General features: G+C 73.1%; 13 protein-coding genes. 5 read left to right on the top strand and 8 right to left on the bottom strand.

Annotation, left to right across the window (positions count from 1 at the left end):
* Nucleotides 1-3: 3 nt before the first annotated feature.
* From IEX89_RS05095 to IEX89_RS05080, 4 genes are read right to left on the bottom strand one after another with little or no spacing between them, the layout of a single operon-like run.
* The gene (locus tag IEX89_RS05095; protein WP_188910308.1) at nt 4-843 is read right to left on the bottom strand and encodes an SAM-dependent methyltransferase; all 840 of its coding nucleotides are present in this window, start codon (nt 841-843) and stop codon (nt 4-6) included.
* Nucleotides 844-893: 50 nt separating this feature from the next.
* Nucleotides 894-1,400, bottom strand: coding sequence for a MaoC/PaaZ C-terminal domain-containing protein (locus IEX89_RS05090; RefSeq protein WP_188910306.1), 507 nt, complete (start codon nt 1,398-1,400; stop codon nt 894-896).
* Nucleotides 1,397-1,657 carry an acyl carrier protein gene (locus tag IEX89_RS05085; protein WP_188910304.1) on the bottom strand — a complete coding sequence of 87 codons (261 nt, stop codon included), beginning with the start codon at nt 1,655-1,657 and terminating at the stop codon, nt 1,397-1,399. Before IEX89_RS05085 ends, IEX89_RS05090 begins: the two co-directional genes overlap by 4 nt.
* The gene (locus IEX89_RS05080) at nt 1,654-2,877 is read right to left on the bottom strand and encodes a YbfB/YjiJ family MFS transporter (RefSeq protein WP_188910302.1); all 1,224 of its coding nucleotides are present in this window, start codon (nt 2,875-2,877) and stop codon (nt 1,654-1,656) included. The genes IEX89_RS05085 and IEX89_RS05080 overlap by 4 nt, the downstream gene beginning before the upstream one ends.
* Nucleotides 2,878-3,283: 406 nt before the next feature.
* Between IEX89_RS05080 and IEX89_RS05075 the strand changes: the two genes are divergently transcribed.
* Nucleotides 3,284-5,419: a S8 family serine peptidase gene (locus IEX89_RS05075; RefSeq protein ID WP_188910299.1), complete on the top strand. Its 2,136-nt coding sequence runs from the start codon at nt 3,284-3,286 to the stop codon at nt 5,417-5,419.
* A 93-nt stretch (nt 5,420-5,512) separates the two neighbouring features.
* Nucleotides 5,513-6,055 (top strand): hypothetical protein, encoded by a 543-nt coding sequence (locus IEX89_RS05070; protein WP_188910297.1) that lies wholly within the window; start codon nt 5,513-5,515, stop codon nt 6,053-6,055.
* A gap of 9 nt (nt 6,056-6,064) precedes the next feature.
* On the opposite strand, the gene IEX89_RS05065 is transcribed toward IEX89_RS05070, so the two are convergent.
* Complete coding sequence (locus IEX89_RS05065) at nt 6,065-7,156, bottom strand: DUF2336 domain-containing protein (RefSeq protein ID WP_188910295.1); 1,092 nt, start codon at nt 7,154-7,156, stop codon at nt 6,065-6,067.
* Nucleotides 7,157-7,340: 184 nt separating this feature from the next.
* On the opposite strand from IEX89_RS05065, the gene IEX89_RS05060 reads away from it, so the two are divergent.
* Both IEX89_RS05060 and IEX89_RS05055 read left to right on the top strand, forming a co-directional pair.
* Nucleotides 7,341-7,763, top strand: coding sequence for a GNAT family N-acetyltransferase (locus tag IEX89_RS05060; RefSeq protein ID WP_188910293.1), 423 nt, complete (start codon nt 7,341-7,343; stop codon nt 7,761-7,763).
* A 34-nt stretch (nt 7,764-7,797) separates the two neighbouring features.
* Nucleotides 7,798-8,322, top strand: a complete 525-nt coding sequence (locus IEX89_RS05055; RefSeq protein WP_188910291.1) for a GNAT family N-acetyltransferase — start codon at nt 7,798-7,800, stop codon at nt 8,320-8,322.
* Nucleotides 8,323-8,487: 165 nt separating this feature from the next.
* On the opposite strand, the gene IEX89_RS05050 is transcribed toward IEX89_RS05055, so the two are convergent.
* The 3 genes from IEX89_RS05050 to IEX89_RS05040 all read right to left on the bottom strand — a co-directional run bounded on the left by IEX89_RS05050 (nt 8,488) and on the right by IEX89_RS05040 (nt 12,837).
* Nucleotides 8,488-8,958, bottom strand: a complete 471-nt coding sequence (locus IEX89_RS05050; protein ID WP_188910288.1) for a GNAT family N-acetyltransferase — start codon at nt 8,956-8,958, stop codon at nt 8,488-8,490.
* Nucleotides 8,955-11,720: a DNA mismatch repair protein MutS gene (mutS, locus tag IEX89_RS05045; RefSeq protein WP_188910286.1), complete on the bottom strand. Its 2,766-nt coding sequence runs from the start codon at nt 11,718-11,720 to the stop codon at nt 8,955-8,957. Before mutS ends, IEX89_RS05050 begins: the two co-directional genes overlap by 4 nt.
* 115 nt (nt 11,721-11,835) lie before the next feature.
* Complete coding sequence (locus tag IEX89_RS05040) at nt 11,836-12,837, bottom strand: MaoC family dehydratase (RefSeq protein WP_188910284.1); 1,002 nt, start codon at nt 12,835-12,837, stop codon at nt 11,836-11,838.
* Nucleotides 12,838-12,981: 144 nt separating this feature from the next.
* Here IEX89_RS05040 and IEX89_RS05035 point away from each other — a divergent pair, with 144 nt between their 5' ends.
* Complete coding sequence (locus tag IEX89_RS05035) at nt 12,982-13,470, top strand: flavodoxin family protein (RefSeq protein ID WP_188910282.1); 489 nt, start codon at nt 12,982-12,984, stop codon at nt 13,468-13,470.
* Nucleotides 13,471-13,476: the final 6 nt, after the last annotated feature.

Genomic DNA, 13,476 nt, shown 5'->3' with positions numbered 1-13,476 from the left:
GCGCTAGGTGGCGCCGCCCGCTCCCGGCTCGGCCACCACGAGCCAGGAGCGGGCGGCGCCCGTCACCTCGCGCGGCTGGGGCGTGTAGGGCCAGCGGCCTTCGCCGGCGCCGGGCGCGCCCGGCTCCTTCACCACGAGGGGCGTCCAACCCGTGGTCTCGAGGAAAGCCTCGGGCTCGTCGGTGCCGAAGCGCCACGGGTTGCCGTCCGCCTCGAGCGTCGCCAGGAAGGCGCGGGTGAAGGGGCTGCGCAGGAGCGCTGCGCTCGTCATGTCGACGACGAGCCGGCTGCCCGGCGCGCTGAGGCTCCGGCAGGTGGAGAGCACGTGCCGGGCCTGGTCGTCCGTGAGGAAGAAGAGCAGGCCCTCGACGAGCCACAGCGTCGGCGCCTGAGGATCGAAGCCCGCGCTCTTCAACGGCTCCACCCAGTCCACCGCGAGATCGGCGGGTACGGGTGCGCGCGCCACCCGCGCGGTCGCGCCGAGCGTGGAGAGCCGCCGCGCCTTCTCGTCGAGGAGCGGGGCGTGGTCGACCTCGTAGACCCGCGCGTCCGCCGGCCAGTCGAGCCGGAAGGGGCGCGTGTCCATGCCCGCCGCGATCATCGCGACCTGGCGCAGGTCGGGCGCCTGCGCCAGCGCGGCGGCGGCCTGATCGTCGAAGAAGCGCGTGCGGATGACGACGAAATCCTGCACGCCCGCGCCGCGATAGCGCTCGATGAGGCGGAAGCCGTCCGGCTCGGAAAGGGCGCGGGCGAGGGGATCGGAAAACAGCGCGTCCTCGGCGCGCTCGGTCTCGAGCGCGCGGATCGCGGCGGTCCACTGCGCTGTGTAGGATACCGGCTGCATCGTCCTGGCTCCTCGAATGGCGGATGTCGCGGGGAGAGCGTCGGGTGCGCTCAACGTGTGGGATCGGTGGACGCCGGGCGGCGCAGCATGCGGGCGAGGAGGACGAGCGTCATGACGGGCTTCGTCTCGCCCTCGCGCAGGAGGCTGCCCAGCTTCTTCACGGTGACGAGGTCCTTGCGGAAGGGGTTGGGCACGATCTCGCCGACCTCGCACCGGCCGTGGAGGACGTCCCCCGGGCGAACCGGCGCGTGCCAGCGCAGGCTCTCGAGCCCCGGCGAGCCCTCCACCTTCGCGCCCTCGAGCATGGCGCGCACGTAGAGCCCCATCCAGATCGCGCCCGTGTGCCAGCCGCTGGCGACGAGGCCGCCGAAGAAGGAGGCCGCGCCAGCCTGCGCATCGAGATGATAAGGCTGGGGATCGTAGGAACGGGCGAAGGAGACGATCTCCTCCGCCGTGACCCTGTGCGCGCCGAGCGAATGCACCGCGCCCGTGACGTAGTCCTCCGCGTGCGGCAGCCGGTGCACCGGCGCGCCCGGCTCGGCGAAGCCGTCCGTCACGGGACGGCCTCCGCGCCGGACGACACGCCCGCGAAGAACGTCGCGCGGATGCGGTCGATGGTGCGGAACTGCTCGATGTCCACGGTGTCGAGCGGAATGTCGCGCTCGCACAGCTCCGAGACCAGCAGCACGAAGTCCACGAATTGCAGGGAATCGACGTAGCGGCCCTCGATGAGGTCGGTGTCGTCGGCGAAGGGGCGCTTCTCGCGCTGGCGTTCCTCGATGAAGGCGCGGATGCGGGCGATGGGGTCGCTCATGTCGGGTCTCCCGGTCGAGAGGGGGGCTGCTCGGCCGCGCGCGGGCTCACGAGCGGCAGGATCGCCGCGGCGCCGAGCAGGCAGGCGCCGAAGCCGAGGGATCTGGAGAGGCCGCTCGCGTCGCCGATCAGCCCCGCGGCGACGGGGCCGATCGCCTGGCCGAGCGCGAAGAGGATCGTGAAGAACGTCATGCCCTTGGCGAGATCGGCGGGGGGCATGGCGCGCCGCACGACGAGCGCGACGGAGGCCGGGGCGATGAAGACGCCGAGCCCGAAGGCGAGCGCGGAGACGACGAGGGCGAGGGCGGAGGTGTCGAGGAGGAGGATGCCCGTCCCCGCGAGGCAGGCGGCGCAGCTCGCCGCGAGGGTGTGCCGCGGGTCCCAGCGCTCCAGCGCCGGCCGCCAGGCGAAGGGCGAGATCGCGACCGCAGCGCCGAGCACGAGCCAGATCGCGGTGGCGCCGTGCCAGGACCAGCCCTCCTCGCGCAGGAAGGCGAGGATGAAGGTCATGTAGACGATGTAGCCGGCCGCGAAGAGGAAGTAGCTCGCGAGCGGCCTGAGCAGCCCCGACAGGGAGAGCGGGCCCGGGCGCGCGTCGCTCGCCGCGCCGCCGCTCCCCCGCCGCGCCTCGACGAGCGGCCAGGCCGAGAGCGCCACCGCGAGCGCGCCGAGCGCGAGCCAGGCCTGCGGCCAGCCGCCGACGCCGGTGGTCGCGAGGAGCGGGTTCACGGCGAGGCCGGCCGCCGCGATGCCGATGCCGGCGCCCGCGAAGAACAGGCCCGTCGCCGTGCCCATCACCTCGGGCCGGCCGCGATAGCGCATGGCGACGAGCGCGCCGCCGCAGGAGAAGGCCCAGGCCGCGCCGATGCCGGCGAGGAGCCGCGTCGCCGTCAGCCAGATCTCGTCGGCGAGGAGCCCCGTCGCGAGGAGGCTCGCCATCGTGAGCCAGAGCCCCGAAGCGAACAGCCGCGCCGGCGCGACGCGGCGCAAGAGCACGTATCCGGCGGCGGCGCCGATCACGTAGCCCAGCGCGTTCGCCGTGTTGAGCCAGCCGGCCTGCGTGTAGGTCCAGCCGAGATCGTCCTGCATGGCGGGCAGGACGAGGGCGTAGGCGAAGCGCGCGAGCCCGTTGCCCACCGCCACGGCGAGCCCCAGCCCGAAGGCCGGCCACAGCGAGACGGCCTTGTCTGGAGCGGAGGCTGAGAGGGCGGGCGCGGACATGCGACGACGGTATGTCGCAGGTATGATGCCTGTCAATGATTGTGTTAGCTGACGCTAGGTCATTTATGCATTGCGGCATGGCGGAGCGCGGACGCGCGCCTCACGGTATCGCCGCGCTCCGCTCAGGAGGTGCCCAGGCCTCGTCGTTTGCGGGTGGAATGGTTATCGCCGTAGAAATCATCACGGTAAACAGTAAGTTGATACGATACGACGGCTTTTCCGGCTAATTCAAATCGGACTTCAATGCGGATCTGCAAGTATCTGCCTCGGGACACGGGGAGGCGGATCAATGCAGAGCGATCTCTTTACCACGACGTTTGCTTCTCTGGCTGGGCGGGCGTCCAGCGGGAACCTGCCTTGGCATCTGCTGAACGCGCGCAACGGAGTCGATCTCCGGGTGACGCCCGTGTGGGAGGATCACCTCGGCGCGGGCGTGCGCGTCGGCATCTTCGACGACGGCTCGCGCGTGGCGAATTCCGCGCTGAGCAGCGCCTTCTCCACCGGCTCCGGCGGGGTCGACGGGCGGCACGCGACGGCGGTCGCGGGGATCGTCGCCGCCGACGGGCGCGGCGGCGCCGTCGGCATCGCGCCGCTGGTCGAGGGACGGTTCGTGCAGGTCCTCGGCACGTCGATGCTGCAGATCAGCCAGGCGATGAACGATCAGGACGGCTTCGACGTCGTCAACCATTCCTGGGGCTGGACGCGCGACCTCTACGTCGACCGCACGGACCCGCTCTTCTCGACCTTCTTCGCGGGCATCGACGAGGCCGCGCGCGAGGGGCGCGGGGGGCTCGGCACGATCATGGTCGCCGCCGCCGGCAACGACGGCGCCCGCGGGGGCGACGCCAACCTCTCCCATTTCCCCAGCGACCGAAAGGTGATCGCTGTCGCCGCCGTCACTGATGCGGGAACGGTCGCCGACTTCTCGAACACGGGCGCCTCGATCCTCGTCTCGGGCCTCTCCGGCGGTGGCGCGCGTGGCATCACCACGACCGACATCGCCGGCTCGGAGGGCTATTCCACCGGCGACGTCACGGATCGCTTCAGCGGCACCTCCGCCGCCGCGCCGACGGTGACGGGCGTCGTCGCGCTCATGCTCGACGCCAATCCGGCGCTCGGCTGGCGCGACGTGCAGGAGATCCTGGCGCTCACGGCACGCGGCGTGAGCGGCACGCGCTTCGTGGAGAACGAGGGCACCGGCTGGAACGGCGGCGGGCTCGCCTTCTCGACGGACGCCGGCTTCGGCCTCGTGGACGCCCGCGCGGCGGTGCGCCTCGCCGAGACCTGGAGCGCGCGCTCCACCTCCGCCAACGAGGCCTCCCTCGCCGGCGAGATCGACGTCGCCGCGACGCCGCTCGTCACGGGTGCGACCGTCGTCCTCGACGTCGCGCTCTCGGGCGCGGCCCTGCTCGCCGAGACCGTGGAGCTCACGCTCGAGGGCGTGCACGGGCGCATCGGCGATCTCCTCGTCGAGCTCGTCTCCCCCACGGGCACCGTCGCGAGCGTGCTCGACAGCACGCGGCTCACCGCCGCCTTCGACGGCTGGACCTTCGCGGTCAACGCCTTCCGCGGCGAGATCGCGAACGGCACCTGGAGCGTGCGCGTGACGGACCGCCTCGGCGGGACCGACGGCGTCCTCACCGGTGCGCGCATCGAGGCCTACGGCCGCGCCGAGGACGAGAACGACGTCTACGTCTACACCGATCGCTTCTCCGAGCTGCGCGGAGGCGATCGCGGCACGCTCGTCGACGGCGCGGGCCACGACGTGCTCAACGCCGCTGCCGTCTCGTCCGATCTCGTGATCGACCTCGCGCCGGGCGCGACCTCGCGGATCGCGGGGCGGGACGTCACCATGGGCTCGCAGACGCTGATCGAGGACGTGTTCGGCGGCGACGGCGACGACACGATCTCCGGCAACGACCTCGACAACCTCATCGTGGGCGGCCGCGGCGACGACACGCTCTTCGGCCACGGCGGCAACGACGTGATCCGTCCCGGACAGGGGGACGCGACCATCGACGGCGGCGCGGGCTTCGACACGGTGCGGATCGACGGCGTGCGCGCCGACTGGGAGGTCGTCCGCGCGCCCGACGGCGCGCTCGTCGCGACGGGTCGCGAGGGTGCGCGCATCGAGATGGTGTCGATCGAGCACGTCACCTTCGGCGACGCCGAGCTCGTGATGCCGACGACCTCCGCCCAGCTGCAGGTCGCCGACCTCTACGTCTCGATCCTCGGGCGCCCGGCCGACGGCGCGGGGCTCGCGGGCTGGAGCACCGGCGTCGAGCGCGGCACCCTCGGCCTCGCCGACGTCGCGCAGGCGCTGATGGAGAGCGCCGAGTTCGGCGCGCGTGCCCTCGATGCGAGCGGGATCGTGTCCGGCCTCTACCGCGAGGCGCTCGGGCGCGAGGCCGCATCCGCGGAGGTCGCTTCCTGGCTGGACGCGGTCCGCGAGGGTGGGCTCTCGCTGGCCCAGGTCGCCGCCCATGTGGTCTCTGCGCCCGAGACGAGCGGGCTGAACGCGCCTGTGGAATACTGGCTGTGAGGGCGCGCAGGCGGCGCGCGCCCGCGATGCGTGCTTGCGTGCGCCGCTGGAGCGGTCGATAAGGAAGGAAGACTTCTTTCCTGCGAGGACGCGATGATCGCTCGTCATGCTCGGATCGTGGCGACCCTGGTCGCCGCCCTCGCGCTCGGCGCCTGCGGGCAGACCGCAGCGGACGTCTCCCGCTCCCTCGACCGGCAGGCGATGCAGGCGCAGATCGGGCGCGATTATCTCGCCGTCACAGCCCGCGCCGCGCCGATGTTCCTCGCCCCCGACGCTCCGGCGCCCTACGGCGAGCCCATCGGTACGACGGTCCTGCCCGACGGGGACGTCCTCCACCGCCGCCTCGCGCGGTCCGTGGGCGAGCGGTCGTCGACCGATTTCCTCGGGATCGTGAGCACGAGCAGCGAACGGATCGTCTACCGGCTCTACTATTTCAAGGTCGACGAGACCGGCACGATCGTCGATACGGCCAACGGCATCCTGCGCGGCGAGCAGTCCGATTGCGTCGGCTACGTGGGCGGGCTGTTCCAGCGCTGCGAGGATCCCGGCGCGCTCGCGCGCGACATCGCCTTCTTCGACACGCTGGTGCGCACGCGCGCGGGCGCGCCGCTCTCCGCCTGGGGGCTCGACGGCTGAGCGCCGGTCTCAGCCGCGCGACCGCTCCTTCGCCACGGCCGCGCGCAGCACGCGGCGCGCGGTGGCGGGGCCGAGCCGCTCGAAGGTCGAGCGCGCGTCCTCCGCGAGCACGTCGGGCAGGGCCCGGCCGAGCTTGGCGTGGAGGAGGTGGTGCACCGTCTTCCAGCGGAAGTCGCAGGCGCGCGCGATGACGAGGATCGGCGCGTAGGTCGAGGCATGGTAGGCGCGTGCCACGAATTCCACGGGCACGCCCTGCATCACCGCCATGACGCACAGGGTCTCGGCGATCTTGCCGTCGAGCAGGGCGCCGAGCGCGTCGAGCTCGGCGAGGCCGGTGTCGCCGGCGCGCTCCTGAACGCTCGTCATCGCGTCGGTGAACTGGCCCAGCAGCGTGCGCTTGTCGCCCTTCTCGGCGATCTCCCCGCCGATGCGCGAGACCAGGGCCTCGATCAGCTCGGGATCGGCGCCCGTCTCCCGCGAGAGCGTCTCGCGCACTCGCGCGCGCGCCTTCGAGACGAGGGTCGCGACGCGCCCGGCGAAGGCGTCGTCGCGCGAGGCGAGGGCGCGCACCAGCGCGTCGTCGGTCTGGGCGCGGGCGACGAGGATCGCCGTCCCGTCCGGAGAGAAGGTCGCGCCGGGATTGCCGGCGGCGGTGGCGACGACGCGCCTCCCGCCGCGATCGAGCAGCACGTCGGTGACGCTCTCGGGCACGTGGGCGCGCTTGGCGATGGCGCACAGATGGTCCTGGCCCTTGGCGCGCGCGATGGCGAGGAGCGCATCGACGTCGAGGCGGCTCGAACGCTCGAGCACGGGCCCCGCCACGCGGATCTCGTCGTCGGTGCCGAAGAGGAAGGTGACCTTGCGCGGCGCGTTGGGGCAGTCCGCGAAGCGCTCGGAGAGGGCGACGCGGGCACGGAACGTCAGATCGCCGACGAGCTTCTCGAGCACGTCGTCGAAGAGCGCCACGTGCTCCTCCGAGAGCGCGGGCGCGCGCTCGAAGAACAGCTCGGCCAGCCGCTCGCCCGCCAGCGCGCGCTCCGCCGTGTCGCGGGCGGCGAGCGCGCCGTCGAGATCGGCCAGCGTCGTTCGATCGACGGACATGCGCGGTTCACTCCCTTCCGCACCGACGTTAGGGCAAGATGGTTAACGCTTCGCGACCGCGATCGGCGAGCCCGCGGCGCGCGTCCATCCGGGGAGGGCACGCGTGTGGCAAGGCGGCGACAGCGCCCGCGCGCGCCGGGTGCTACGCACGATCGCTCGCACCGCACGCATCCGGAGCCGCCCCGTGCCGACGATTCGCCAAGCCCGCGCCGAGGACCTCTCCCGCATCGCCGAGATCCGCCTCGGCGTGACCGAGAACCGCCTCGCCGATCCCACCGCGATCTCGGACCAGGAGGTGTTCTGGTATCTCGGCCAGGGCGTCTTCCTGGTGAGCGAGGACGATGCCGGCCGGCCGCAGGGCTTCGCCTGCGCCAATCCGCTCAACGGCTACGTCTGGGCGCTCTTCGTCATCGATCCCGAGCAGGGCAAGGGCCACGGTACGGCGCTGCACGACGCGATGCTGGCTTCCTTGAAGAACGCGGGTCATGCGCAGGCCTGGCTCGCCACCGGCGCCGGCACCAAGGCGATCGGCTTCTACGAACGCCGCGGCTGGCGGATGACGGGGACCGGGCTCGACGGGCAGGCGGTGCTGGTGCGCGCTCTCTGAAGGGCGTCCCTCCTCCCGATCGGGCTCGCGTCCCATGCTCCACGATCTCTCCCGCATCCCGGTCCTAACGACCGAGCGCCTCGTCCTGCGCGGCTTTCGCGCGGACGATCTCGGCGCTTTCGCCGCAATGCTGGCGGACCCCGCGGTCGGGGCACCCAAGGGCTTCCCCGCCGGCGCCGATCGCGGGCAGGCATGGGCCGGCCTCGCCAACGTGCTCGGCCATTGGGCGCTCCGAGGCTTCGGGCTCTTCGCGGTGACCCTCGGGGAGGACGGGACCTTCGTGGGCGCCGTCGGCCTGATCGCGCCGGAAGGCTGGCCTGCGCCCGAAGCGACCTGGACGATCGCGCGCCCGCACCAGGGCCGCGGCTACGCCCGCGAGGCCGCGGCCGCCGTGCGCGACCACGGCTTTCACGCGCTTCGACTCGAGCGCATCGTCAGCTTCGTTCCGCCGGGCAACGAGCCCTCCCGCAGGGTCGCCGCCGCCATCGGCATGCGCGCGGAAGGGACCGTTCGGGTATTCGGCGACGAGGCGGAGATGTGGGTGGTGGAGGCGGGGTGAGCGGGCACGCGCGCCGTGTCTCCCTCCCTGTAGGGGAGGGGAATGCCGCCGCAGGCGGCTAGGGGTGGGGTCCGCCGGCTGATCGAGCGGCGCCCGAGTTCGGCTCCGCCGAGCACGCGTTCCGCGTGCCCCATCCGTCACCGGCTGCGCCGGCGCCACCTTTCCCTACAGGGAAGGAGGAGAGAGGACGTGCTTCTCCATGTACACCCGCCGCATCGGCGGCTCGCCGGCTTCGTGGGTGGCCACGTAGCCGTGGCGGGCGTAGAGGGCGATGTTGTCGCTCATCAAGGCGTTGGTGTAGAGGCGCAGCCGCGAACGCCCGAGGCGGCGCGCCTCGTCCTCGGCGAAGGCGAGGAGGCGGCGGCCGAGCCCCGTGCCGCGCAGGTCCGGGCGCACGGCGATCGTCTCGACGAGCAGCGCGTCGGGCTCCGCGACGAGCCGGGCGACGGCGGCGAGCGCGCCGCGCGCATCCTCGAGAACCGACACCTCGCCCGCCGCGACGCAGGCCGGCCAGTCGTGGCCCATCGGCCCGGGCTCGCGGCCGAGCCTCGGCACGTGGATCGCGAAGGCGGCGCGCACGAGATCGCGCACGGCGAGGCCCTCGTCGGGGCGTGCGGGGCGCAGGCCGTTCGTCACGACGCGCCCACCTTCGCCGCCGCCTTGAGCGCGTAGAGCGCCTCCAGCGCCTCCTTCGGCGTCATCTCGTCGGGATCGAGCGCCCCGAGGACCTCGCGCAGCGCGTCGCGCGCGGGCTGAGGAGGCGCCGGCGCGGGTGCGCGGCGAACGGGCGCGGCGAAGAGGGGGAGGTCGTCGAGGCGCGCGGCGCGGGGATGCTCGCGCTCCGTGCGCTCCAGCTCGGCGAGAATCTCGCCGGCACGCGCGACGACGCTCAAAGGAAGGCCCGCGAGCTTGGCGACCTGGAGCCCGTAGGAGCGATCGGCCGCGCCCTTCACCACCTCGTGCAGGAAGATCACCTGGCCCGCGTGCTCGGCGACCTTGAGCGTCAGCGTGTCGATGCGCGCGAAACGCTCGGTGAGCCGCGTCAGCTCGTGGAAATGGGTGGCGAACAAGGCCCTGCAGCGATTGTCCTCGTGCAGGTGCTCGATCGCGGCCCAGGCGATGGAGAGCCCGTCGAAGGTGGCTGTGCCGCGGCCGATCTCGTCGAGGATGACGAGGGAGCGGCGCGTCGCCTGGTTCAGGATGGCGGCGGTCTCCACCATCTCCACCATGAAGGTCGAGCGCCCGCGCGCGAGGTCGTCCGCCGCGCCCACACGCGAGAACAGCCGGTCGCACACGCCGACATGGGCGCGCGAGGCGGGGACGAAGGCGCCCATCTGCGCCAGCACGACGACGAGGGCGTTCTGGCGCAGATAGGTGGACTTGCCGCCCATGTTGGGGCCGGTGATGACGGCGATCGCGCCCGCATTCTCGCCCGAGAGATCGCAGGCGTTGGCGATGAACGGCTTGCCCTCGCGGGCCAGCGCCGCCTCGACGACGGGGTGGCGTCCGTCCTCGACGAGGAAGGCGAGGCTGTCGTCGACCTTGGGGCGCGACCAGGCGCGCTCGCTCGCGAGATCGGCCAGAGACGCGGCGACGTCGATGGCCGAGAGCGCGTCTCCCGCAGCCAGGATCGTGGGGCGCTCGGCGGCGAGCATCGCCGCCAGATCCGTGAAGATCGACAGCTCGATCGCCACCGCCCGCTCGGACGCGGACGCGATCGCCCGCTCGAGCTCGCCGAGCTCCAGCGTGGTGAAGCGCATGGCGTCGGACATGGTCTGGCGGTGGATGTAGTCGCCCTTGAGCGGCCCGCGCAGCAGCTCCTCGCCGAAGGCCGCTGGGACCTCCAGGTAATAGCCGAGCATCGCATTGTGCTTGATGCGCAGCGTGCGGCAGCCGGTCTCCTCGGCGTAGCGCGCCTGCAGCCCGGCGATGAAGCGGCGCGAATCGCTGCCGAGCGCCCGCGCCTCGTCGAGGGCGGCGTCGATGCCTTGCGCGACGAAGCCGCCGTCGCGCTTGGACAGCGGCAGCTCGTCCGCCAACGTCTGCGCGAGGCGCGCCTCGAGCACCGGGTCGAGATCGCGCAGCGCGCGGCAGGCGGCCTCGATCTCCGCGGGGAGATCGCCGGCCTCGCCGAGGAGCGCGGCGATGCCCTTGGCGGCCGCGAGCCCGTCGCGCACGGCGGCGAGGTCGCGCGGCCCGCCGCGATCGAGCGCGAGCCGGCCGAGCGCGCGCGACATGTCCGGCGTCGAGGCGAGCCGCTCGCGCAGGCGATCGCGCAGGAGCGTGTCCTCGACGAGGCGGGCCACCGCGTCCTGGCGCGCGCGGATCGCGGCGATGTCGGTGAGCGGGCCCGCCAGCCGCTCCGCGAGGAGGCGCCCGCCGCCGGGCGTCAGGGTGCGGTCGATGGCGGCGAGGAGCGAGCCCGCGCGCTCGCCGGACAGCGTACGGGTGAGCTCGAGATTGGCCCGCGTCGCCGCGTCGATGACGAGCGAGCCGCTCGCGTCCTCCCGCGCCGGCGGGCGCAGCGCCGGGCGCGCGGCGATCTGCGTGCGCTCGACATAGGCGAGGACGGTGCCGGCGGCGGCGATCTCCGCGCGGGTGAACGCGCCGAAGGCGTCGAGCGTCGCGACGCCGAAGGTCTCCTTGAGGCGCCGCTCGGCGGAGGCGGCGTCGAGGCCGTCGCGCGGAAGCGGATAGAGCGGCGCGCCGATCTCGCGCCACACGCCCGCGAGATCGGGATCGTCGTGGAGCGTGTCTGCGAGCACGATCTCGCGGGGCTCGAGCCGCGCCAGCGTCGGGCCGAGCCCGGCGCGGGCGGTCTCCACCACCTGGAAGACGCCCGTCGTGATGTCGACGGCGGCGATGCCGTAGGCGTGCTCGTCGTCGGACACCTTGCGGCGCGCCACCGCGACGAGGAGCGAGGCGCGGGCGGGCTCGAGCAGGCGCTCCTCGGTGATGGTGCCCGGCGTCACGAGCCGCACCACGTCCCGGCGCACGACGGCCTTGGCGCCGCGCTTTTTCGCTTCCGCAGGGTCCTCCATCTGCTCGCAGACCGCGACCCGGTGGCCGAGCCCGATCAGGCGCTGGAGGTAGTCGTCGGCGCGCTCGATGGGCACGCCGCACATGGGGATGTCCTGGCCCAGATGCTTGCCGCGCTTGGTCAGGACGATGCCGAGCGCCCGCGAGGCGATTTCCGCGTCCTCGAAGAACAGCTCGTAGAAGTCCCCCATCCGGTAGAACAGAAGGCTGTCGGCGTTGGCCGCCTTGATCTCCACGTATTGCGCCATCATCGGCGTGACGCGCTCCTCCGCGGCCGGCGTCGCGGCGGCGGGCGCGCGCTTGCGAGGGGCCGGCGCGGGAGGAGGCTCGTGCGTGCGGAGCGCGGGATCGGCGGTCATGACGATGAGGTGTACCAGCGCCGATCCCACGAGGGGAGGGGGCGGGGCGCCCCGCAGGGCGGGCGTCCACAGACACGGCGCCGCGCTTCGCCGGGCGCGAAGCTTGAAGCCGGCCTCAGGCGCCCGCGCCCTCCCAGAACACGGCGCCGTCGAAGGCGAGCACGGTCTCGCCGTCCTGGTTCACGCCCTCGTTGCGATGGCGCACGAGCCCCCAGCCCGGGCGTGAGCGCGCGGCGCGCACGTCGACGATGGTGGAGGTGTAGGTGATCGTGTCCCCGGCATAGACCGGGCGCGACCAGGCGAGGTTTCGGAAGCCGGGCGAGGCGCCCAGCCGCACCGGGATGCGCCCGGCCGCGCGGGCGGCGTCCTCCTGGCGCCTGCGATGCGCGACGAGGGTGCGCATGAAGGCGGCGTTCGTATGCCAGCCCGACGCGCACAGCCCGCCGAACCGGCTCTTCGCCGCCGCCTCCGCGTCGACATGGAAGAGCTGTGGATCGAAGGCGTGGGCGAAGGCGACGATCTCGTCGGCCGAGAAGCAGTGCGTGCCGAGCACCTCGCGCGTGCCGGGCACGAGCGCCTCGAAGGGAAGGGCGGGAGCGGCCTCCTCCAGAGCGAGCGGCTCGGGCGTCGACGTGCCGGTGGGGCGTGCCATCGGCGAGGGCGCCGGCGCGTCGCGGCGGCCGAAGAGGATCCAGTTCACCTGCTCGAGCAGCGTCTCGTCGCGCTCGTCGACGAGGCGGAAGCGGAAACGCACGAGCCCCATCTGCGGCTTCGAGCGCGAGGCGCGGGTCTCGAGCACCTCGTGCGCGCCGCCGATGCGCGTGCCCGGCAGGACGGGCGCGCGCCAGCGCACCTCCTCGATGCCCGGTGCGCCCAGCGAGGTCGCGTCGAGGATGAACGCGTCGGCGATCATGCGCATCAGGATCGCGCAGGAATGCCAGCCCGAGGCGATGAGCCGCCCCGCGAAGGTCTCCCGCGCCGCCGCCGCGTCGAGATGGAAGGGCTGCGGATCCCAGTCGTGCGCGAAGGCCACGATCGCCGCCTCGTCGAGGAGAACGGGCGCGTAGCTCATGGTGTCGCCGGGGCGAAAATCCTCGAAGGCGAAGCGGGGCGTCATGGCGGCGGGTCCGGCGAGAGGAAGGTGCTTTGCGTTCCTGCCATGCCTCGGGCCCGTGCGACAGGCCCACCGACGACGCAAGGACTTGCGCAGGGCCGCCGACCCGTGCCCACTTCCGCACCGGGGGGATCTGGAGGTGAGGCCATGGCCGGCATCCTCGTCGCCTATCATTCCCGCACCGGGCACACGCGCCGCGCGGCGGAGCGCTTCGCGGCGCTCGTCGGAGCGGACCTGACGGAGATACGCCCGCGGGCGCCGGAGCGCTATCGCGGGGCGATCGGGCTCGTTCGCGCCGCCTGGGGGGCGCGCCGCGCGCGCCCCTGCGCGATCGAGCCGATGGAGGCGCCGATCGAGCGCTACGAGCTCGTCGTCGTGGCGACGCCGATCTGGGCGGGGCACGTGACGCCGCCGGTCCGCGCCTTCCTGAAGGCGAACCGCGACCGGCTGGCGGACTACGCCACTCTCTACACCCATGGCGGCGGGCAGAGCGAAGCCGGCGAGGACATGGCGCGCCTCTGCGACCGCTCGCCGCGCGCCGTCGTCGACCTGCGCAATCGCGAGGAGGGCACGCCCGCCTACGACGACAAGCTCGCCGCCTTCGTCCGCGAGCTCGCCGTCGCCCCGCCGGGCTAGGTGTCG

Source organism: Salinarimonas ramus (genome assembly GCF_014645695.1).
GTDB lineage: Bacteria > Pseudomonadota > Alphaproteobacteria > Rhizobiales > Beijerinckiaceae > Salinarimonas > Salinarimonas ramus.
This window is presented reverse-complemented; position numbering and strand designations above follow the sequence as displayed.